Source organism: Alloalcanivorax sp., from assembly GCF_964221125.1.
Lineage (GTDB): Bacteria > Pseudomonadota > Gammaproteobacteria > Pseudomonadales > Alcanivoracaceae > Alloalcanivorax > Alloalcanivorax venustensis.
Map to the genome: position 1 here is coordinate 1 of NZ_CAXPXK010000058.1, position 22,033 is coordinate 22,033.

Sequence of the window (22,033 nt, forward strand, 5' to 3'; positions counted from 1 at the left end):
GCGGTCACCCCCGCAAAAACGCCTTTCGTCATCTTTCGCTGGCGCTCCTACCCGAAAAAACGTCCAGTGAAATAAAAGAGCTTAAATAAGCCCAATAACAAGATCCGGAGAGTCTTTATTATGTACCGATCCCTCCAGCAGTCCGCCCGGAGTGTTGCCGCCGCCGTCGCCCTTACCGCCAGTGTTCCCGCGCTTGCCGGCATGGGTAATACCGCCAATACCTACGGTCTTTTCCCCGTTGACGTCGGTACCGCCCAGGCGCTTTCCATGTTCAACGCCCAGGCTTCGGCGCTGTATTACAACCCGGCGTATCTGACCATGGACCCGCGCGGCGAACTGACCGCCGGCCTGCTGCACGGCGAGCAGGAGCTCAAGAGCGACGACACGGTGGTCAACGACACGCGCTCCCAGCAGCAGCTGATCGCGCTGAAAACCAACCTGTCCGAATTGACCAAGGTGAACCACCCGCTGTATTTCGCGATCATCGCCGGGGTGGAGAAGTTCGGTGAAGAGATGCTGGCCTTTAATTCCAGCACCTCCGATGAAGGGCAGTTCCTTAACTACGGCCGCCAGCCGCTGTTCCTGAACGTGGGCGGCGGCACCCAGTTTCTGAACGGCATCAACGTGGGGGCCTCGGTGCATATTTCCCTGCGCTCGGAAGCCACCCTGAACGCCAGCTCCAACCTGGCCGGTGAAACTCAGTACGAAGAGCTGGACGTGACCGCGAAGCCGGTATTGCGCCCGGTGCTGTCCACCTCCCAGGAGTGGGGCAAGATTATCTGCGGCCACAACGACGACTGCTGGATCGGCGGCCTGGAGTCGGCGCTGACGTTCCGCGGCCACACCGAAGCCCGCACCTCCGTGGAGTCCAACATCGTGATCCCCGGCACGGTGCCGGATCCGGGCATCCTGCTGGCGATCGACGCCATTGATTCCTATCAGCCGGACATTTTCGCCGCCGGTGTGCTGTACAACTTCAGCGATAACTTCCGCATGGGCGTCACCGTGGAGCGGCAGAACTGGTCCGACCTGACCGAGGAGTTGCAGCGCGACACCGTAAAGGACCAGGCCAACGCCCAGTTCAAGGACATCACCGTGCCGCGTATTGGCGCCGAATGGCAGGTCAACAAACATATGACCTTGCGCGGCGGTGTCGCCTATCAGGAATCACCACTGGAGAGCATCCGCACCGAAGATGTGAACTACCTGGATAACGACAAGTTTATCGTCGGCCTGGGTTCCTCTCTGGTAATCGATAACCCGCCGATCCTGGCCTACCCGATGCGTCTCGACTTCGGCTACCAGTTCCAGCAGCTGGAAGACCGCGATTTCGAACTGACCAGCAGCCGGCCGGGCGTGACCAACCCCTTTGCCACCGTGACCGCGGGCGGCGAAGTTCATGTGTTCAGCGGTTCCCTGACGCTTAAATTCTAGGAGGTGCGCCATGCGCTATAAAGCTCTAATAACACTGACCGCGGCGGCGACCCTGTTCGGCTGCGGCGGTGACGACAGCGGCGACAACCCCAATGTGCCGGACCTGCGAGCCCCGGAATCGGGCTCGGCGGCGCTGTTCTTCACCTACCCGCTGGACGACCAGCAGGACGTGGCACCCAACGCCCCGGTGGTGTTCAACTTCGGGGCGGCGCTGAACGTGGCGCCGTCCAACTTCCAGTTCACCGACGCCGACGGCGACCCGGTGGCGTTCGAGTTCAGCGTGGTCGATGACGGCCGCGGCGTGGTCTTGCGCCCCCAGGATGAACTGGACCCGATCGCCGATTACCAGGTGGTACTGCAGGGCATCGATGCCAACGGCGAGGAAGTACGGGTGCCCGACGGCGCGCTCAACTTCACCACCCGCGCCGCGCTGGAAGGCCCGGCCGACCTGCAGAAAGAAAGCCCGGACTTTGAAGTGGCGTCGATCTTCCCGGACGACGAGACCCAGTTCAAAACCATGGACTTCTCCGCGTTCCGCCTGCGCACCAGCCATCCGGTGGATGAAGAGACCGTGGTCTACGGCGACACCGTGTCCCTGACCCGCGACGGTCAATTGGTGCCGGCGGTGCTGCTCTCCAAAGGCAACGCCCTCACCGTGGACCCGGTGGACGACATGACCCCCGGCGTCGAATACGTGCTGAGCGTGGACGGCGTGGTGAGCCGCTTCGGCGACCCCATCGCGTCCTTCGAACGTACCGTGACCCCGATCAAGACCAGCTCGCCCACCGGTCAACGGGAGACCCTGGTCACCGAGGTGCCGGCGGCGGACCCCAACCTGGGCTGCCTGGCCGACAATGTGCGCGTCTCGCCGCTGACCGGCGAACCGATCAACTGTGTCCCGGTGATCGGCACCCTGCTGGAAGATCAGACCGTTTCCAAGCAAACCGGCAATGTGTTCGGCGAGCTGGCGTTCCCGCCGGCGTTCCCGGATGTGACGCCGCTGCGCGTGGCACGGGGCTCCCGGCTGGTGGGCGACGCCCTGGAAGTCCTCGTCGGCGGCCAGGTGCCGGTGGGCTTTAACTCCGGCGACGTAACCGTGGAAATGGTCGCCGACGCCACCGGTTACCTGTTCCCCAACCCCACCTCGGCTTCCCCGAACGCGGCCAAGAACCTGCGTCTGTTCCTGGATCTGTCCACCACCACCGACGATGCCCGGGCCAACGGCGCCTTCACCCAGAACCTGCTGCATGTGGAACTGGTGGGCCGCGCCATCGTGCGTGACGGCGTGCTGCGCGCCGACGCCATCAGCGTGGTGGAGCCGCGCGTGCTCGGCGTGGAGGACAACTACGGTCTGCTCAGCTTCCGCATGGAGTCCTACCGCGACCAGACCACCGCCCCGGACCCGCTTAACGATCAAACCCGCCCGATGCTGCAGGCGCTGACCCAGGACGACGGCAGCCGGCAGCTGTCCTGGCAGCCCGGCGAGTTCGCCGACCGCATGGTCCCCGGCGAGCCCATCGTACTGCTGTTCACCGAAGCGCTGGACCCGAACAGCATCGTCGAGGGTGTCAGCCTGCGCCTCACCAAGGGCGGCATGGACGAGCCGTTCTCCTGGAAGCTGGACGGCAACGCGCTGGTGATCACCCCGGACAACCCGGTGGATTACGGTGTGGAGTACGTGGTCGAGACCACCCCGGACATCACCGACCTGAGCGGCAACTCGCTGATGAACCTGAACCCGCTCGACGGCACCAATCAACTGACCTTCACCCTGCCCACCTACGTGGAAGGCGAGGACGTGCAACGCGGGCCGTTCGCCACCACCGTCTACCCCGGTTTCCCCTGCGCCACCAGCGACGAGCTGGATCTCAACGCCTTCGGCGGCATGGGTAGCCAGGGGGTGTGCGTGTCCTCCAGCCCGGAAAGCGAGCAGGTGGAAGTGGACCGCATGCCGATTACCGACATGCCCGCCAACCGCGCCATCCGCGTGCGCTTCTCCCAGAACATGGATCCGGCGTCCATCGAACTGGGCCGCACCTTTATCGTCGAGGAAGTGGACGCTGGCGCCGTGGAAGGCAACCTTGACGTGGGTGTGCGGCACCTGACTTTCACCCCGGATCAGCCCTGGGAAGCGGGCACCCTGTACCGCTACACCCTGGCCTCGGAAACCAGCGGCTGCGCCAGCGCCATCTGCTCCGAGGACCAACTCCCGCTGCAGACCGCGCTGCTGCTTGGCAACGAGCGCGACCAGGGCGGCCCGAACATGGACATCGTGTTCCGTGGCGCGGCCGCCACCGACAGTGTGTTCCAGGAGCTGAACAACCTGCCCAGCGTGGACGTGAATTACAACTTCGCCATCGACGACGGCGAATCGCCGGTTACCGACGACAGCCTGCCGGTACCACCCAACGCTACCCGCATTCTGCCCAACCAGGGCGGCGCCGGGGACGAAAATACCGGCGGCGGCCTGGTGACGGCGGCCAACACCGGTTGCGGCTTCGAAGGCGCACCACCTTACTCCGAGGATGACTTCGAGCAGTGCGACGCCCGCCGTCTACTGTATGCCGCCGGCGCCTTGAACACCGAGATTCTCGGTTTCGTCGAAGCGGAAGAGCTGCCGGATTACGTCGACTCCGACCGGGGCGGAGTGGCGGTCCGAATCCTGCCCACCACCTTGGGTCTGACCAACCTGGACGCCACCGCGGTGATCGGCGTGGACCTGAACGCGGCGGACGGCGAAACCACCCTGGCCACCCTGCCCGTCCTGGGCGATGCCCTGGATACGGTGCTGGAAGGCCTGGGCGACATCCCGCTGATAGGCGGCGTGCTGGACACCGTTCTAGGTCCAACACAGGATATCGGTCTGATCCCGATCGAAACCGCCACCGGACCCAATATCATGCGAGTGCGTTACGAGCCCGACGCCAACAATGAGCGGACTGAAGCACCGGTGGGCTACATTGTTCCCGGCGACAACCCGGAAGCGGGCGATCTACCCAGGTTTGTCATTCAGTTCGATTTACTCTTCGATGCCCCGCAACTGTCGCTGCCTCTGGGCCTCGACCACAACGCCAAGGGCCTGCCCATCGGGCAAATAATTCTGGAAGGCCCCATGGATTTCTTACCTGATGGCCGGTTGTTCATAGGCCTGAAAAGCCGGGAGCCCAAAGAAGTAAATCTTGATATTACATTGGGACCGTTGTCAGGAGGCCAGGTGCGGCTTCTTATCCCAGAACAAGGCATCAACTTGAGCTACCAGAGTGTTTCCATCAAGAAGAGCGCTCAACAGAATTGATCTGCCTTCATGGTCAGTGAAGTCATGGGGCCCGCCAGGGCCCCTTTTTTTATCGACGCACCGGGGTGTGCGCCGACGCCGCGCTTACTCCCAGAATTTGTACCAGGGCTTGTTCCCTTCGCCGTTATCGGCATTGGCATTAGCGTTCTGTGACGCTTCAATGCCCCGCTCACTGGCCTTCACTTCACCGCTGACTCTGGCGTTGGCCGCCGCGTCGCGGTTTGATTCGGCCTGCTCTTGCATCGCCTCCTGACGCTCGCGGGCTTCTTCCCTGGCAGCCTCGGCGCGTGCTTCAGCCTCTTCACGCTGAGTTTCAGCGCGTTCTTTCATTTCTTCGCGTTTGGCTTCGGCTTTGTCCCGCTCCGCTTCGGCGCGCTCTTCGGCCTTCTCGCGTTGCGCTTCGGCCCGTTCCTTGGCTTTTTCACGCTTGGCCTCCGCTTTCTCGCGCTGCGCCTCGGCTTTATCGCGCTGCGCCGCGGCTTTCTCGCGAGCCTGCTCCGCGCGGGCTTCCGCGTCCTTCTTCATGCCGTCCCGTTGTTCCTCAAGACGCTTCTGGGCATCACTGGTGTCCACTCCGGCGCCCGCCTCGGCGTTAACGCCCAGGGTAGCGTCCGCCGCGAACGCGGGCATGGAAAGCACCAGCACCAGGGGCGATACCGCTAAAAGTATCCTTTTCATAAACCGCTCCTTTTTTCACGATTATAAGTCAAGTATGTATCTACATTCGTACGGACGGTCCGCACGAAGGAGCGCACACTAGCATTGAAATGCGTTTTGTTCTGAAAGGAAAAAGCGCGAGAACGTAAAAGTGGGAGCTGCTTCCGCCCATCGCCGGAATCACCGACGATTCAAGGGGTTTTTTATACAGAAACGGGCCGCATCGCGGCCCGTTCTGGTTGCCCGTCCGCGGCGCTTATCGCCGCCCGGGGGTCCTTACTGCTGCTTCTTCTGGGTAGCCTTGTCGTACTCTTTCTGGACGTTATCCGGATCGTCCATGTGCTTACGCTTTTCCAGGTAATCGCCGCCATCTTCCTTCATGCTGTCGGCCTTACCTTCGGCGTTGCGTTTTTCCTGCATGGCTTTTTCGTACTGCTTGTTGACGCGATCCGGATCATCCATGTTCTTGCGCTCTTCGGAATAATCCGGGTTAGGTGAACCGTCCTTATTGCGGTCACCCATGGCCTCGTCCTGCATCGCCTTCTTGTACTCGCGGTCGATCTGCTCGCTGGTGGATTCCGCCAGGGCGGCGGGTGCGGCCAGCATGCCGGCAAGCGCCACGGTGCAGGTCAGCAGTGCGGATTTCTTGATGGTACCCTTCATGGTGGTTTTCATTACTTTTCTCCTTGTCTCACGACAGATGGTCTCGCGACCGGTAAAAACATAAATTCGATAGCCCTAAAATGGGGCAAACAGGGGGATATTCAAGTGAAGAAAAGTAACTCTGGGAGGCATTTAAAACAATTTTATTTATAACCCCCCGATCAGGGGTCGTAGCCCCAGGGCTGGCGGGCCTTTTCCTTGACCGCTTCGTGGCGTTGCCGGGCCTCGATGTCGCGGCGCTCCAACCGCTCCTGTACGGCGCGGCGGTTTTCCCGGGTCCGGGTGTCCAGCTGGCGGGAGCGGCGGTCGACGTCTTCGCGGCCCGCGTCGCGGCGCTCCTGAAGACGCTGGTCCAGATCGTCCGCCGGGCCGGCGACCGGGGCGCCCAGGGCGACCAGCCCGAGCAGGGCGGCGAGATATCGTCTCAAACCGTTCATCGGCGTCTCCGTTAACTTATTCCGCTAAATAACGATCAATGATCCGCAGTATTTTTTCGCGGTATTCCGCGTGTTCATTGGCGAGGTGGTGACGGGCGCCGGTGAGCATGTGCACGTCCGGCTCCCGAAACTTGTCACGAATCACGCCCAGGTTGTGACGCCAGTCCACGGTTTCGTCCAGATCGCCCTGAATCACCACCGGGGATATTTTCACCCGGTCGGCCGCTTCAAAACCGGGGATCCATTTTTTCAACGCGGTCACCCAGCCGGCCGGTAACCGGTGGTACTGCAGCGGGTCCTTGTTTTCCAGAAAGTCGAGAAAATCCGCGTCGCCGGAATTCACCGTGAACACCCGTTTGATGGACTTCGCGAACGGGCGCACCAGAGTGTGCAGCCAGCGCGCGGTGCTCCATTTGAAGGGCCGCACCAGCGGCGCCAGCAGAATAATCTGCTCAAAGGGACTGTCGTCCGCGTCGAAACCGTGGTGCAGCAGGTAGTCCATGACGATGGCGCCGCCGGTGCTCTGCGCGATCACATGCCAGGGCCGGGGGAAGTCGTTGCCGGCCTGCTCCAGGCACTGCTCCAGCACCTCCCGGTAAATACGGAAGTCCTGGATCGCCGCGCGCGGACCTGAACTCAGCCCGTGGCCGGGCAGGTCGTAGGCGAGCACCGCGTAGCCCAGTTCCAGCACATGGGCGATCAGATGCCGGTACAGCCCCACATGGTCGAAATACCCGTGGCAGATCAGCACCGTGCCGCGGGCCACCGCCGGCCGCCAGCCGTGCACGCTGATGGTGTGCCCGGCGGCTTCGAAGTAACCGAAGCCGTGCTCCAGGTCCGGCACCTCGGTGCTGAAGTCCAGGCCGTAATACTCCGCGTAGCGCCGGCTCACCTCGTCCAGGGGGTCGAACGCCTGCCAGTTGAGCGGCCGCCAGGAGCGGGTGATTTCTTCGCGGGAAAACGGGAATGGCATGGTGTTTGGGCAAAGCTGAAAATGAGGCTCTGATGATAGGGCTTGAAGGGCAGCGGCGCCATGGAGGGGAACGGTGTCTCTGGGATCCTGCCGGCCGGCTTTGCCGGCCTTTCGCGGGCGGGGCCCGCTCCCACAGCCCGCTCCCACAAGGCATAAAAAAGGCCCCGGTGGGGTACCGGGGCCGGCTCAAGGCAGATGTTCGGTTTGGCTTAGCTCTGGTTGAGCTCGCGGTTGATGTTTTCCAGGCTGTCCAGGTTCTTACGCTGCTCCAGGTAGTCCTGGTTGCGGCCCTGGGGGTTGCCTTCGGCTTTCACCACGGCGCGCTGGTCCTGGATGTCCTGGAACTGGGCGGCGATGAATTCGGCCTGGTCCAGGTTCTCGCGGGCGGCCAGGTAATCCACCGGCGCGCGGCCGCTGTCACGGGCCTGGCGACCCTGCTCCACCGCCTGCTGGTAGGCGGCGTTGATGTTCTCGAAGCTGTCCATGTTCTGGCGCTCACTGAGGCTCTGGGCGAAAGCCGGAGCGGCGGTCAGGCTCAGGGCGGCGGCGATGGCGGATGCGATGACTACGTTTTTCATGGTCCTTTCCTCACTCATTCGGTCGTTCCAAATGCGTGGCGGGACCCTGTGTCTGCTTGGTCTCCCACGCTTGATGGGGACCATTATGTTGACCGGTTACGATATTGTCAACTTGTAACCTGTTAACCTTTTCCTATCGCCGCGATAGCCGCGACCCGGGTCGCCGGCGCCGCCGTTCAGGGCGCCAGGCTGCGCAGGATCAGGCCGGTCACCGCCGCCAGGTTGCGCTTCAGCTCGTCCGGGTCGTTGAGTTCCAGCAGTACCGGGTGGCCGTACACCGCCGCGGTCTTGCGGATCGCGATGGTCACCTCATCCAGCGGCGTCTTGCGTTCGAACTCGCCGCTTTCGCGGCCGTCGGCGACGATGCGGCGGATCGCTTCGTAGATAATGTCGTCGTGGACGCTCATGTGGTGCCACTGGTTTTCAATCGCCACCACCACGATGTCGTGCATCCGCCGTTCCTTGAGGAACAGCTCCAGACCCTTTGCCAGCAGGCAATCGAGCAGATCGCGCAGGCGTTGGGTGGCGCTGTCGTCCCGTTCGGCGATTTCCTTGAGGGCGACGTCGATCTTGGCCAGGGTCATGGCGCACACCGCTTCGCCGATTGCCTGCTTGGAATCGAAGAAGCGGTACAGGTAGGCGCTGGAGACCCCCACCGCCTTGGCGATATCGGTGACCGAGGTCTTGCGGTAGCCGTGGGCGCTGAACAGCTCGTTGGCGAGCTCCAGTATCTGGTCGCGGCGTTCATGTTCCGCCGGGCCGCGCTGGCCGGCCGGGTTGTTGTCCGTCATGGTGCTCTCCCGGTGCTCGTCGGCACCTTTCCAAACGACGTCATCCGGGACGTCATATTCAAGTAATAAATATTGTTATATGTAACTTTGGGTAAGCATAGCATAACGGAGCCCTTCTGCACGGCCCCCTCACGCCCGGCGACGATAATCCTCGCCCACCTCGACCTTCACGGAGCGCCCCATGCAACTCACCGAAGCCGATCTGGCGGCCTGGCCCCGGCGCCGGCGCGCCGCCCTGGTGAACAGCCTCTCCGGGTTCAAGAGCGCCAATCTGCTCGGCACCCGGTCCGCCGGCGGCCAGGAAAACCTGGCGATGATCAGTTCCGTCTTCCATCTGGGCGCCGATCCGGCGCTGGCCGGCATGATTCTGCGGCCCCATTCCGTGGACCGGCACAGCCTGGAGTACCTGCTGGAGACCGGCGTCTACACGCTGAACCAGGTGCATGAAGGCATCCACGCCGCCGCCCACCAGACCAGCGCGCGCTACCCGCGGACGGTGTCGGAGTTCGACGCGGTGGGCCTGACGTCGGAATACCGGCACGGCTTCGCCGCGCCCTTCGTGGGCGAGTCGCGGATTAAGCTGGGGTTGCGGCTGGAAGACAGCCAGACGCTCAAGGTTAACGACACGGTGCTGGTGATCGGCCGTATCGAGCAGATTCTGGTGGCGGAGGACGCCTGGGTGGGCGAGGACGGCTACCTGGACATCGAGGCCGCGGGCACCGTGGCGGTGAGCGGCCTGGACGGGTATCACCGCGCCACGCGGCTGGCGCGGTTGCCCTACGCCAAGCCGTGAGGCCGCGGTGCCGGCGGGTTACTTGATGCGCGGGTCCATTTCGCCGGCTTCGTAGCGCTGGTACATGGATTCCAGGCTGATCGGCTTGATCTTGTCCGCGTTGCCGGCGGTGCCGAAGGCTTCGTAGCGGGCGATGCAGATATCGCGCATGGCCGATACGGTTTCCTTGAGGAATTTGCGCGGGTCGAACTCGGCCTTGTTGTGGGCCAGGAAACGACGCACCGCACCGGTGGACGCCAGCCGCAGGTCGGTGTCCACGTTCACCTTGCGCACGCCGTGCTTGATGCCTTCCTGGATTTCTTCCACGGGCACGCCGTAGGTCTCCGGAATCTCGCCGCCGTACTCGTTGATGATCTGCAGCCACTCCTGGGGCACCGAGGAGGAGCCGTGCATCACCAGGTGGGTGTCCGGGATGCGCGCGTGGATCGCCTTGATCTGCTCGATGGCGAGGATGTCGCCGGTGGGCGGACGGGTGAACTTGTAGGCGCCGTGGCTGGTGCCGATGGCGATGGCCAGGGCGTCCACCTTGGTGCGCTTGACGAAGTCCGCCGCTTCTTCCGGGTCGGTAAGCATCTGGTCGTGGGTCAGGGTGCCGGAGGCGCCGATGCCGTCTTCTTCACCGGCCTGGCCGGATTCCAGCGAGCCCAGGCAGCCCAGCTCGCCTTCCACGGACACGCCGCAGGCATGCGCCATGTCCACGGTGCGGCGGGTCACGTCCACGTTGTACTCATACTCGGTGGGGGTCTTGCCGTCCTCGCCCAGGGAGCCGTCCATCATCACCGAGGAGAAGCCCAGCTGAATCGAGCGCTGGCACACCGAGGGGCTGGTGCCGTGGTCCTGGTGCATTACCAGCGGGATGTGAGGAAACTCTTCCGTGGCGGCCAGAATAAGGTGACGCAGGAAGGGCGCGCCGGCGTACTTACGGGCGCCGGCGCTGGCCTGCACGATCACCGGTGAATTGGTCTGGTCGGCGGCCTCCATGATGGCGCGCATCTGTTCCAGGTTGTTCACGTTGAACGCCGGCACGCCGTAACCGTGTTCGGCGGCGTGGTCCAGCAGTTGACGCATGCTGATCAGTGCCATGATGTCTTCCCTTTCGTCTTCGGAGCGAAATGTACGTGGTGTGTTAATCCCGGGCGCGCTGTTCCAGCACCGCCACCGCCGGCAGGGTCTTGCCTTCCACGAACTCCAGGAAGGCGCCACCACCGGTGGAAATATAGCTGATATCGTCGGCGATGCCGTACTTGTCCACGGCCGCCAGGGTATCGCCCCCGCCGGCGATGGAAAACGCTTCGCTGTCGGCGATCGCCTCGGCCAGTTCGCGGGTACCCTCGCCGAACTGGTCGAACTCGAACACGCCCACCGGGCCGTTCCAGATGATGGTGCGGGCCTCTTTCATCAGCGCCGCGAACACATGGGCGGTCTGCGGGCCGACGTCGAGAATCAGATCGTCCTCGGCCACGTCGTCGACTTTCTTGGTGGTGGCTTCGGCGTCCTCGGCGAAGGCCTTGGCCACCACCACGTCCACCGGCAGCGGGATGTGTACCTTTTCCGCCAGCTTTTGGGCCGCCGGAATCAGGTCTTTTTCACACAGGGACTTGCCCACCGGGTGACCCGCGGCGGCCAGGAACGTATTGGCGATGCCGCCACCGACAATCAATTGATCCACTTTATCGGCCAGGGCGTCCAGCACTTCCAGCTTGGTGGACACCTTGGAGCCGCCGACGATCGCCACCAGCGGCTTGGCCGGGTCCAGCAGCGCCTTGCCGAGGGCGTCCAGTTCGTTGGCCAGCAGCGGCCCGGCACAGGCCACCGGCGCGAAGCGGGCCACGCCGTGGGTGGAGGCCTGGGCCCGGTGGGCGGTGCCGAAGGCGTCCATCACATAGATGTCGCACAGGGCCGCCATGCGCTTGGACAGCGCTTCGTCGTCTTTCTTCTCGCCCTTGTTGAAGCGCACGTTCTCGCACAGCACCACCCGGCCGTCTTCCAGGTCAACGCCGTCGAGCCAGTCCTTCGCCAGCGGCACCTCCTGCCCCAGCAACTGGCCGAGGTGCTCGGCCACCGGCTTCAGCGAGTACTGTTCTTCGTACTCGCCCTCGGTGGGCCGGCCCAGGTGCGAGAGCAACATGACGCGGGCGCCGGCGTCCACGGCGTGGCGGATGGTCGGCAACGAGGCGCGGATGCGGGCGTCGCTGGTGACCTTGCCGTCTTTCACCGGCACGTTGAGATCTTCGCGGATCAGCACCCGTTTACCCTTCAGGTCCAGGTCGGTCATGCGTTTGAAGTTCATCGTCTTGCTACCTCGTTAATGGTCACTGGGCACCGGCCAATGCCGCCACCCAGTCGAGCAGGCGGTTGGCGTAACCCCATTCGTTGTCGTACCAGGCCACCACTTGCACCATTTCGCCCTGCACCCGCGTCTGCGTGGCGTCAACGATGGCGGATTCGGCCCGGTGATTGAAATCCACGCTCACCAGCGGCTCGTCGTTGTAGCCGATCAACCCGGGTTGTTGCTGGGACAGGGCCCGCAGCCAGGGGTTCAGGGCTTCCGGCGCCGGGGTCCGGTCGAGCAGCAGGGTGAGCTCCACCATGGCCACGTTCAGCGTCGGCACGCGGATCGAGTGGCCGGTGATGCGGCCGTCCAGGGCCGGCAGCACGTTCTGTACCGCCTTGATGGCGCTGCTGGTGGTGGGAATGATGTTCTGGGCGCCGGCGCGGCCCCGGCGCGGGTCCCGGTGCACATGATCGAGCAGGGTCTGGTCCGAGGTGTAGGCGTGTATTTCCTTCATCAACGCCTGGCGCACGCCGAACTCCCGGTGCAGGGCCGCCAGCACCGGGGCGATGCAGTGGGTGGTGCAGGACGCCGCCGACAGCACCCGGCTGCCGGGCTTGAGATCCTCGTGATTGACGCCGTAAACGATGGTCTGGTCGGCGTAATCGAACGGCACCGCGCCGACGATCACCCGGCCGGCGCCGGCGGTCAGGTGGCGGGCGGCGTCATCGCGGGCGCGGAAGCCGCCGGAGCACTCCAGCACCACGTCCACGCCCAGCTCCGCCCAGGGCAGCTGTTCCGGCTCCGGCTCGCTGAACAGACGCGGCGCCTGATCGCCGATGCGCAGGCAGCCGTCCACCAGCTCCGCCGGCGCGTTGAGCCGGCCGTGGGTGGTGTCGTAGCGGGTCAGGTAGAGCAGGTCCTCGGCCCGGCCCAGGTCGTTGATCGCCACCAGCCGCACGGGCAGGGCGTTGCCCGCCGCTTCCCGCTCCGCCAGGGCGCGGACGAAGGAGCGACCGATGCGGCCATAGCCATTGATCGCGATCTTTAACATAGGGACCGAACGTCGGACGCCGGACTCTGGGGTCTCAAATCACACTCTCCACGGCGGCCTGCACCGCCTCGGCGGTAATGTTGAAGTGCTTGTAGAGGTCGCCGGCGGGCGCCGAGGCGCCGAAGCCGGTCATGCCCACGATTTTGCCGTCCAGGCCGGTGAAGCGGTACCAGTAGTCGGTGATGCCCGCTTCCACGGCCACCCGGGCGCGCACCGCCGCCGGCAGCACCGCTTCCTGGTATTCGCTGCTCTGCGACAGGAAGGCGTCGACGCTGGGCATGGACACCACGCGCACGTTGTTGCCGGCGGCACCCAGAGCCTCGGCGGCCTGCACCGCCAGCTCCACTTCCGAGCCGGTGGCGATGATGATCGCCTGGGGCTGGCCGTCGCCGGTCTGCAGCAGGGTATAGCCGCCTTTGGCCACGTTGGCCAGCACCGCGTCGTCGCGGTCCATGCAGGGCAGACCCTGGCGCGAGAAGATCAGCGCGGTGGGGCCGTCGTCGCGCTTCACCGCGTGCTTCCAGGCCACCGCGGTTTCCACCGTGTCGCAGGGCCGCCAGGTGCTCAGATTGGGCGTCATGCGCAGGTTGGCGATCTGCTCGATGGGCTGGTGGGTGGGGCCATCCTCGCCCAGACCGATGGAGTCGTGGGTGTAGACCAGGATGTTGGGCTGGTGCATCAGCGCCGCCATGCGCACCGCGTTGCGGGCGTACTCCATGAAGGTCAGGAAGGTGCCGCCGTAGGGGCGCAGGCCGCCGTGCAGGCAGATGCCGTTCATGGCGGCAGTCATGCCGAACTCGCGCACCCCGTAATGGATGTAGTTGCCGCTGCAGTCGTCGGCGCTGATCGAAGTGCAGCCTTTCCAGACGGTGTTGTTGGAGCCGCCCAGGTCGGCGGAGCCGCCGGTGAGTTCCGGCAGGCCCGGGCCGAACGCGTCCAGGGTGTTCTGGCTGGCCTTGCGGCTGGCCACTTTTTCCTTGGCCTGCTGGCACTCGGCGATGAAGGCGTCGGCGCGCTGGTCGAAGTCCGCCGGCAGTTCACCGCGCATGCGGCGCAGGAATTCATCGGCCAGCTCCGGGAATTCGGCGCGGTAGGCGTCGAAGCGCTTCTGCCAGGCGGCTTCTTTCTCGGCGCCGGCGTCGTGGGCGTCCCAGGCGTTGCGGATCTCGTCGGGAATCTCGAAGGGACCGTGCTTCCAGCCCAGGGCCTCGCGGGTGAGCGCCACTTCGTCGTCGCCCAGGGCGGCGCCGTGGGACTCTTCCTTACCCTGCTTGTTGGGGCTGCCGAAACCGATGATGGTCTTGCAGCAGATCAGGGTGGGCTGATCGGTGTTCTTGCGGGCGTTCTCAATCGCCAGCTTCACTTCCTGGGAACTGTGGCCGTCCACATTGGGGATCACGTGCCAGCCGTAGGCGCGGAAACGCTCCACGGTGTCGTCGGTGAACCAGCCTTCCACCTCGCCGTCGATGGAAATGCCGTTGTCGTCGTAGAACGCCACCAGCTTGCCCAGGCCCAGGGTGCCGGCCAGGGACGCGGCTTCGTGGGAGATGCCTTCCATCATGCAGCCGTCACCCATGAAGCAGTAGGTGTTGTGGTCGACGATGGCGTGGCCGTCGCGGTTGAACTGGGCGGCCATCATCTTTTCCGCCAGGGCCATGCCCACGGCGTTGGCGAAACCCTGGCCCAGCGGGCCGGTGGTGGTCTCGATGCCGGGCGCGTCGCCGAATTCCGGGTGGCCGGCGGTGGGGCTGCCGAGCTGCCGGAAGTTTTTCAGGTCGTCCAGGCTGACGCCGTAGCCGGTCAGGTGCAGCAGGCTGTAGAGCAGCATGGAGCCGTGGCCGTTGGAGAGCACGAACCGGTCCCGGTCGACCCAGTGCGGGTTGGCCGGGTTGTGCTTCAAGAAGCCGCGCCACAGCACTTCGGCGATATCCGCCATGCCCATGGGGGCGCCCGGGTGACCAGACTTGGCTTTCTGTACCGCATCCATGCTCAGGGCACGGATAGCATTGGCGAGATCACGGGCAGCTGGGGCTGACGACATGCACGGCTCCTGAACGATTTTTGACCAGAGGTATGAAAAGGGGCGCTATTGTCGCCCAAGCCCGGGATGGGGGCAAACCCCAGAGCGCGATGCGCTCCGGGGTTTGCCCCGCTACAAGCTTCAAGCTTCAAGCCGCAAGCAGGCCGAGGCTTGTAGCTTGCGGCTTGAAGCTTGTAGCCCCGCCATCTATATCAATAAACTTTGATGCAGCCCAGAACGTTCGCTACACTCGCCTCCATGTCTTTACACCCGGCACCGCAGGAACAGGATCTGGACGGCCTGGCGGCCTTTCTGAAGGCGGCCGGCGATCCGCTGCGCCTGGAGGTTCTGCAGGTGCTGGGCCAGAACAGCTTCGGGGTGCTGGAGCTGTGCGAAATCATGGCGATCAAGCAGTCGGGCATGAGCCACCATTTAAAGGTGCTGGCCCAGGGCGGCCTGGTGGAGCGCCGCCGCGAGGGCAACTCGATTTTCTACCGGCGCCGTCTGCCGCCGTCGGACGCCGCCACCGGGCCGCTGCAGAGCGCCCTGTTCGAGCGGCTCGACGCCACGCCGGCGGACCCGCTGACGCGGCAACGGCTGGCCGGCGTGCAGGCGCAGCGCGCCGCCCAGAGCCGGGCGTTTTTTGCCCGGCACGCGGACGACCTGGCCCGGCATCAGGATCTGATCGCCGAACACGACCAGTACGCGGAGCAGGCCTGTGAGTTGCTGGATCGGGCCGCGCTCGGCCGGGCCGCGAACAGTCGGGAGCCCGGGGAACGGCGGGGCATCGCGCTGGAGATCGGCCCCGGCGAGGGGCGCTTCCTGGCGCCGCTGGCGAGCCGCTTCGAGCGGGTGCTGGCGCTGGATAACGCCGAGGTGATGCTGGCCCGGGCCCGGGAACGGGTGGCCGGCCAGGGGCTGGACAATGTGGAGCTGGTGTTGGGGGAATGGCCGGAACACGGCGCCCTTTTACCCAAGGTCGACGCGGTGGTGGTCAATATGGTGCTGCACCACCTGCCCTCGCCCTCCGCTGCCCTGGAGGCAGCGGCCCGGCAATTGAACGACGGCGGCGTGTTGGTGATCACCGATCTGTGCCGCCACAACCAGCGTTGGGCGGTGGACGCCTGCGGGGATTTCTGGCTCGGTTTCGAAGAAGCCGATCTGGTGAGTTGGGCCGGCCGAGCCGGCCTGGTACTGCGCGAGAGTCTGTTTCTCGCCATGCGTAACGGTTTTCAGGTGCAGGTGCGCAGCTTTCAGCGCGTCACCGCGCATCCATCAAAAAGGGAGCAATCCGGTAATGAGTGAATACAGCATCTTTACCTCCGAGTCGGTCTCCGAAGGCCATCCGGATAAAATGGCCGACCAGATCTCGGACGCGGTCCTCGACGCCATCATCGCCGACGACCCCCACGCCCGCGTGGCGGTGGAGACCATGGTCAAGACCGGTATGGCCATCGTTGCCGGCGAAGTGCGCACCAGCACCTATGTGGAACTGGAAGACATCGTCCGCCAGGTGATTCTGGACATCGGCTACGACAGCTCCGACGTGGGCTTCGACGGCGCCACCTGCGCGGTGCTCAACGGCATCGGCAAGCAGTCCGCGGACATCGCCGTGGGCGTCGACGAAGGCGAGGACAAGGAACAGGGCGCCGGCGACCAGGGCCTGATGTTCGGCTACGCCACCAACGAAACCGACACTCTGATGCCGGCGCCGATCTACTTCTCCCACCGGCTGGTGGAGCGCCAGGCGGAACTGCGCAAGAACGGCCAGCTCGGCTGGCTGCGCCCGGACGCCAAGAGCCAGGTGACCCTGCGCTACGAGAACGGCAAGCCGGTGGCGGTGGACGCGGTGGTGCTGTCCACTCAGCACTCCCCGGACATCAAGCTGGCGGATCTGCGTGAAGCGGTGATGGAAGAGATCGTTAGGCCGGTGCTGCCGTCCGAATGGCTGCACGGCGACACCCAGTACCACATCAACCCCACCGGCAACTTCGTGATCGGCGGGCCGATGGGCGACTGCGGCCTGACCGGGCGCAAGATCATCGTCGACACCTACGGCGGCATGGCCCGCCACGGCGGCGGCGCGTTCTCCGGCAAGGACCCGTCCAAGGTGGACCGTTCCGCCGCCTACGCCGGCCGTTACGTGGCCAAGAACATCGTCGCCGCCGGCCTGGCCGACAAGTGCGAGATTCAGATCAGCTACGCCATCGGCGTGGCCGAGCCGACCTCCATCTCGGTGAACACCTTCGGCACCGGCAAGCTGGACGACAACCGCATCGCCGCGCTGGTGCGCGAGCACTTCGACCTGCGCCCGCGCGGCATCATCGAGATGCTCGATCTGCGCCGGCCGATCTACCGGCCCACCGCCAGCTACGGCCACTTCGGCCGCGAAGGCTTCAGCTGGGAAAAAACCGACAAAGCGGACGCTCTGAAAGCGGCGCTTTAAACGCATACCACCACACCCCCGAGGGGCGCTGCAGCGGACAACCGCGAGGCTCGGGGCAGGGTGAGACACGATAACGGCGCCCATTCGCTAACCACGAATGGAGAGACCCATGAACGCAAAAGCGGAAACGCTGCAGGACTACAAAGTCGCTGATATTTCCCTGGCCAAGTACGGCCGCGCGGAGATCGACATCGCCGAAACCGAAATGCCGGCCCTGATGGCGATTCGGGAAAAATACCGCGCCGAGCAGCCGCTTAAGGGCGCGCGCATCATCGGCTGCATCCACATGACGATTCAGACCGCGGTGCTGATCGAAACGCTGAAAGCACTGGGCGCGGAAGTGCGCTGGTCCTCATGCAACATCTTCTCCACCCAGGACCACGCCGCCGCCGCCATGGCCGCCGCCGGCGTACCGGTATTCGCCTGGAAAGGCGAGACCGAGGAAGAGTACATGTGGTGCATCGAGCAGACCTGTCGCGACGGCGAAGGCAACCTTTGGGACGCCAACATGATCCTGGATGACGGCGGCGACCTGACCGGCTACATCCACGAGACCTACCCGCAGATGCTGGACAAGATCCACGGCATCACCGAAGAGACCACCACCGGCGTGCACCGCCTCTACGAGATGCTCAAGCAGGGCACCTTGAAAGTGCCGGCGGTGAACGTGAACGACTCGGTCACCAAGAGCAAGAACGACAACAAGTACGGTTGCCGTCACTCGCTCAACGACGCCATCAAGCGCGCCACCGACCATCTGCTGTCCGGCAAGAAAGCGCTGGTGGTGGGCTACGGCGACGTGGGCAAGGGCTCGGCCCAGTCCCTGCGCCAGGAAGGCATGATCGTGAAGATCACCGAGATCGATCCGATCTGCGCCATGCAGGCCTGCATGGACGGCTTTGAAGTGGTCAGCGCCTACAAAGACGGCGTCAACGACGGCACCGAAGCCTCCATCAACAAAGAGCTGCTGGGCACCACCGATATGCTGGTCACCACCACCGGCAACTACGACGTGTGCGACGCCAACATGCTCAAGGCGCTGAAGAAAGGCGCGGTGGTCTGCAACATCGGCCACTTCGACAACGAAGTGGACACCGCCTTCATGCGCAAGACCTGGGAATGGGAAGAAGTGAAGCCCCAGGTGCACAAAGTCTGGCGCGACAAGAAAAACCAGGACTTCCTGCTGCTGCTCTCCGAAGGCCGCCTGGTCAACCTGGGCAACGCCACCGGCCACCCCAGCCGCATCATGGACGGCTCCTTCGCCAACCAGGTGCTGGCGCAGATGTACCTGTTCGACCAGGGCTACGCCGGTCACTCCGACACGGTGAAAGAAAAGATGCTCAAGGTGGAGGTGCTGCCCAAGCACCTGGACGAGGAAGTGGCCCGCTACATGGTGCAGGGCTTCGGCGGTGTGGTCACCCAACTCACCGACAAGCAGGCCGGCTATATCGGCGTGGACGTCAACGGCCCCTTCAAGCCGGACCACTACAAGTACTAAGGCGTTTTTGAATCATGTCCAAACGCATCAGCTTTGAGTTTTTCCCGCCCAAGACGGAAAAAGGGCGGGAAAAACTTCTGAACACCCAGAAAAACCTGCTGGCCAAGAAGCCGGAATTCTTTTCCTGCACCTTCGGCGCCGGCGGTTCCACCCGGGACAACACCCGGCAGATGGTCGACCTGCTGCGCGAGCAGCACGCCGACACCGCGCCGCACCTGAGCTGCATCGGCCAGAGCCGTGACGAGATCATGGAGCTGGTCAACGGCTACAAGGAAAGCGGCGTGCGCCGCATCGTGGCGCTGCGCGGCGACCTGCCCTCCGGCATGGGCTACGCGCAGAGCGAAGTGAAGTACGCCGATGATCTGGTCGCCCTGATCCGCCAGGAAACCGGCGATCATTTCCATCTGGAAGTGGCCGCCTACCCGGAGAATCACCCGCAGTCACGCAGCTTCGACGACGATATCGCGCACTTTCAGCGCAAAATCAGCGCCGGGGCCGACAGCGGCATTACCCAGTACTTCTACAACGCCGACGCCTACGGTTACTACATGGACGAGCTGCGCCGGCGCGGTTGCGATGCGCCGGTCTACCCGGGCGTGATGCCGATTCTCAACGTGGCCAATCTGTTCCGCTTTTCCGATAACTGCGGCGCCGATATCCCGCGCTGGCTGCGCAGCCGCCTGGACGACATCCGCGACGACGAGCAGGCGGTGAAAGCGTTCGGCGAGGAAGTGGTGACCCGTCTCTGCGAGCGTCTGCTGGCGATGGGCGCCCCGGGCCTGCATTTCTACACCATGAACCAGTCCGGCCCGATTCTGCGCGTGCTGGATAACCTGGGGCTTTAAGCGTCAAGCTTTAAGCCGAAGGTCTGGATCAAGGAGTGTTGCAGGTCACACTTTTTACGCTAGACTGCGTTTAAAGATAGGGGCAAATAATTATGAGAATCGGTCTGGTCGTTGATTCCGGCTGCGATCTTCCCAAATCCTTTATCGATGAACACGGCATTCTGATCCTCCCGGTTTCCATCCGGCTCGGGGATCAGATCATCGTTGATGAACGGGATCCGGAACGCACCCGTCAGTTTTACGCCACCGAGGCGTCCGAGAAAGCCCATGGCGCGGAATCGATCCCGTTCACCATGGAGCAGATCAAGGCGCTGTTCCTGGATAAGGTGGTGGTGGATTTCGACTACGCCCTGGTGCAGACGGTGCCGAAAAGCCGCAGCCCGATTTTCACCAACGCCACCGAGGCCTCCCACGCGATCCTGCGTGAGTACAAGCCGATCCGGAAGCAGGCCGGTGTGGAAGGCCCCTTCGCCCTGCGCGTCACCGACAGCCAGACCCTGTTTGCCGGCCAGGGCGCCCTGGCGGCGGAGACCATGCGGCTGATCAAAAGCGGCATGAAGATCACCGAAATCCGGCAGAGCGTGGAAGTGCTGGCCTCCAAGGCCACCGGCTACGCGGTGGTGCCGGACATCTACTACCTGCACAAGCGCGCCAAGAAACGCGGCGACAAGAGCGTCAGCTGGGCCGGCGCGATTCTCGGCAATGCCCTGGACATCAAACCGGTGCTCTGCGCCCGCCAGGACGAAACCTTCCCGGTGGCCAAGATGCGCGGCTTCGACGCCGGCGTGGAGGCCATGTTCCGGCACGGCGCCCGCTGCATCGAGCGCGGCCTGATGGCGCCGGTGGTGTGCGTGAGCTACGCCGGCGACGAAAGCCGCATCCGCCAGATGCCCGGCTTCGACCGCCTGGCCGAGGCCGCCAAGCGCCACAAGGTGGAGCTGCTGACCAGCAGCATGGGCCTCACCGGGGCGGTGAACATCGGCCCGGGCGCGCTCAGCATCGGCATGATCGTCGACGACCCCGCCTTCACCGCCGATTGACCCGGTTGTAGGAGCGGGCCCTGCCCGCGAAAGGGAGCGAAGCTCCCGGCAGGATCCCAGAGGCCTTTCTAACGGCAGTACCATCAGCGCCTCTGGAATCCTGCCGGCCGGCTTTGCCGGCCTTTCGCTTGCAAGGCAAGCTCCCACAAGCCCACAAGACCTGCCGCCCTCACCCGCCGTTGATTGATTCGTGTTTAGCGTAGCGTTTCTTAATTATCCGCGGAGCCTTTAATGAGATTAGCCCTGCTGTTTCTTTGCACGCTGGCGGTCACCGGCTGTGTGCGCCATCTGGGCGCGCCGGAGGGCGAGCCGCCGGCGCTGCCCGATTTCGACGTCACGGTGATCGAGGATCGGGTTTACACCCCCGACGACTGGCCGCAAACGCTGCATGCGGACATCTACCGCCCGGAGCCGCCCGGCCGGTATCCGACGGTGCTGGTGGTGCATGGCGGCGGCTGGGAACGGCGCTCGCCGGAGGACACGGCGGGGCTTGCCAGGCAACTGGCCGAGCAGGGCTTCGTGGCGGTGAACATCGAGTACCGCTTCGCCCCGGAGTACACCTTCCCGGCGCAGCTCCACGACCTGCAGATGGCGATGCGCTGGCTGCATGTGCACGCGGACGATTACGGCATCGACCGGTCCCGGGTGGGCGCCTGGGGCTATTCGTCCGGCGCCCACCTGGTGACGCTGCTGGCCACCGTGGCGGCGGATACGGACAGCCCGCTGAACACGCCCTACGGCGGCCCGGTCACCCGGCCGCGGGCGGTGGTGGCCGGCGGTACACCCACGGATCTGCGCAAGTTCGAGGGCGGCACCCTGGTACCGCAGTTCCTGGGCGGCCCGCAGGAGAGCAACGCCGCCACCTACGCGGCCGCCTCGCCGGTCACCCATGTGGGCGCCGACACGCCGCCGCATCTGCTCTACCACGGCACCCTGGATTCGGTGGTGCCGGTGGATCACGCGGAGGACTACCGCAGCGCGCTCAACGCCAACGGCGTCGACAACGAGCTGCTGCTGTTGCGCGGCAAGGGGCATGTGGCGGCGTTTCTGTTCGGCGGCGCCGCCGAGGACGCCGGGGCCGCTTTTCTTGCCCGCGCCCTGCCACCCGCCCATTAAAAAGCCCCGGGAAAACCCGGGGCTTGCTCACAACCCGAATATGCAAAAGATAGCGTTCCGCTAACTCGCCCCCGCATTGTGGGAGCCAGGCCGGCGGAACGCTTGCACGCTTGTTTCCCGC

The 22,033-nt window shown here is 64.4% G+C and carries 19 protein-coding genes and 1 riboswitch; of the genes, 9 read left to right on the forward strand and 10 right to left on the reverse strand.

What is annotated here, in order from left to right; all coding sequences use genetic code 11:
* Positions 1-120: 120 nt before the first annotated feature.
* Positions 121-1,434, forward strand: coding sequence for an outer membrane protein transport protein (locus ACEQZD_RS07375; protein WP_214012645.1), 1,314 nt, complete (start codon positions 121-123; stop codon positions 1,432-1,434).
* A gap of 10 nt (positions 1,435-1,444) precedes the next feature.
* Positions 1,445-4,729 carry an Ig-like domain-containing protein gene (locus ACEQZD_RS07380; RefSeq protein WP_214012646.1) on the forward strand — a complete coding sequence of 1,095 codons (3,285 nt, stop codon included), beginning with the start codon at positions 1,445-1,447 and terminating at the stop codon, positions 4,727-4,729.
* Positions 4,730-4,813: 84 nt separating this feature from the next.
* On the opposite strand, the gene ACEQZD_RS07385 is transcribed toward ACEQZD_RS07380, so the two are convergent.
* The 6 genes from ACEQZD_RS07385 to ACEQZD_RS07410 all read right to left on the reverse strand — a co-directional run bounded on the left by ACEQZD_RS07385 (position 4,814) and on the right by ACEQZD_RS07410 (position 8,828).
* A complete protein-coding gene (locus tag ACEQZD_RS07385; protein WP_335628389.1) occupies positions 4,814-5,359 on the reverse strand; it encodes a hypothetical protein in 546 nt (181 codons plus the stop codon).
* 303 nt (positions 5,360-5,662) lie between these two features.
* Positions 5,663-6,061, reverse strand: a complete 399-nt coding sequence (locus ACEQZD_RS07390) for a hypothetical protein (protein ID WP_335628388.1) — start codon at positions 6,059-6,061, stop codon at positions 5,663-5,665.
* Between the two features lie 149 nt (positions 6,062-6,210).
* Positions 6,211-6,486, reverse strand: a complete 276-nt coding sequence (locus tag ACEQZD_RS07395) for a hypothetical protein (RefSeq protein ID WP_214012649.1) — start codon at positions 6,484-6,486, stop codon at positions 6,211-6,213.
* A 16-nt stretch (positions 6,487-6,502) separates the two neighbouring features.
* Positions 6,503-7,459: an alpha/beta hydrolase gene (locus ACEQZD_RS07400; protein ID WP_370184743.1), complete on the reverse strand. Its 957-nt coding sequence runs from the start codon at positions 7,457-7,459 to the stop codon at positions 6,503-6,505.
* A 209-nt stretch (positions 7,460-7,668) separates the two neighbouring features.
* Positions 7,669-8,037: a hypothetical protein gene (locus ACEQZD_RS07405; RefSeq protein ID WP_335628386.1), complete on the reverse strand. Its 369-nt coding sequence runs from the start codon at positions 8,035-8,037 to the stop codon at positions 7,669-7,671.
* Between the two features lie 176 nt (positions 8,038-8,213).
* Positions 8,214-8,828, reverse strand: coding sequence for a TetR/AcrR family transcriptional regulator (locus tag ACEQZD_RS07410; RefSeq protein ID WP_194856118.1), 615 nt, complete (start codon positions 8,826-8,828; stop codon positions 8,214-8,216).
* Between the two features lie 181 nt (positions 8,829-9,009).
* On the opposite strand from ACEQZD_RS07410, the gene ACEQZD_RS07415 reads away from it, so the two are divergent.
* A complete protein-coding gene (locus ACEQZD_RS07415; RefSeq protein WP_370184744.1) occupies positions 9,010-9,621 on the forward strand; it encodes a flavin reductase family protein in 612 nt (203 codons plus the stop codon).
* Positions 9,622-9,639: 18 nt separating this feature from the next.
* Here the strand turns inward: ACEQZD_RS07415 and fba are convergent, their stop codons facing one another.
* From fba to tkt, 4 genes are read right to left on the reverse strand one after another with little or no spacing between them, the layout of a single operon-like run.
* Entirely contained in the window at positions 9,640-10,704 is a 1,065-nt protein-coding gene (gene fba, locus ACEQZD_RS07420; protein WP_214012653.1) for a class II fructose-bisphosphate aldolase, read from the reverse strand.
* Positions 10,705-10,747: 43 nt separating this feature from the next.
* Positions 10,748-11,911, reverse strand: a complete 1,164-nt coding sequence (locus tag ACEQZD_RS07425) for a phosphoglycerate kinase (protein WP_335628383.1) — start codon at positions 11,909-11,911, stop codon at positions 10,748-10,750.
* Between the two features lie 22 nt (positions 11,912-11,933).
* Positions 11,934-12,947, reverse strand: coding sequence for a type I glyceraldehyde-3-phosphate dehydrogenase (locus ACEQZD_RS07430; RefSeq protein WP_335628382.1), 1,014 nt, complete (start codon positions 12,945-12,947; stop codon positions 11,934-11,936).
* A 34-nt stretch (positions 12,948-12,981) separates the two neighbouring features.
* Positions 12,982-14,988, reverse strand: a complete 2,007-nt coding sequence (gene tkt / locus ACEQZD_RS07435; RefSeq protein ID WP_370184745.1) for a transketolase — start codon at positions 14,986-14,988, stop codon at positions 12,982-12,984.
* Between the two features lie 237 nt (positions 14,989-15,225).
* Here tkt and ACEQZD_RS07440 point away from each other — a divergent pair, with 237 nt between their 5' ends.
* The 6 genes from ACEQZD_RS07440 to ACEQZD_RS07465 all read left to right on the forward strand — a co-directional run bounded on the left by ACEQZD_RS07440 (position 15,226) and on the right by ACEQZD_RS07465 (position 21,912).
* Entirely contained in the window at positions 15,226-16,272 is a 1,047-nt protein-coding gene (locus ACEQZD_RS07440) for an ArsR/SmtB family transcription factor (protein WP_370184746.1), read from the forward strand.
* A complete protein-coding gene (gene metK / locus ACEQZD_RS07445) occupies positions 16,265-17,413 on the forward strand; it encodes a methionine adenosyltransferase (protein ID WP_335628379.1) in 1,149 nt (382 codons plus the stop codon). The genes ACEQZD_RS07440 and metK overlap by 8 nt, the downstream gene beginning before the upstream one ends.
* Positions 17,414-17,427: 14 nt before the next feature.
* Positions 17,428-17,502, forward strand: a riboswitch (S-adenosyl-L-homocysteine riboswitch).
* A 20-nt stretch (positions 17,503-17,522) separates the two neighbouring features.
* A complete protein-coding gene (gene ahcY, locus ACEQZD_RS07450) occupies positions 17,523-18,911 on the forward strand; it encodes an adenosylhomocysteinase (RefSeq protein WP_214012659.1) in 1,389 nt (462 codons plus the stop codon).
* Between the two features lie 14 nt (positions 18,912-18,925).
* Complete coding sequence (metF, locus tag ACEQZD_RS07455; protein ID WP_214012660.1) at positions 18,926-19,756, forward strand: methylenetetrahydrofolate reductase [NAD(P)H]; 831 nt, start codon at positions 18,926-18,928, stop codon at positions 19,754-19,756.
* Between the two features lie 92 nt (positions 19,757-19,848).
* A complete protein-coding gene (locus ACEQZD_RS07460; RefSeq protein ID WP_370184747.1) occupies positions 19,849-20,796 on the forward strand; it encodes a DegV family protein in 948 nt (315 codons plus the stop codon).
* A 231-nt stretch (positions 20,797-21,027) separates the two neighbouring features.
* On the forward strand, positions 21,028-21,912 hold the full coding sequence (locus ACEQZD_RS07465; RefSeq protein WP_370184749.1) for an alpha/beta hydrolase fold domain-containing protein: 885 nt from the start codon (positions 21,028-21,030) through the stop codon (positions 21,910-21,912).
* The last annotated feature ends 121 nt before the right edge of the window (positions 21,913-22,033 follow it).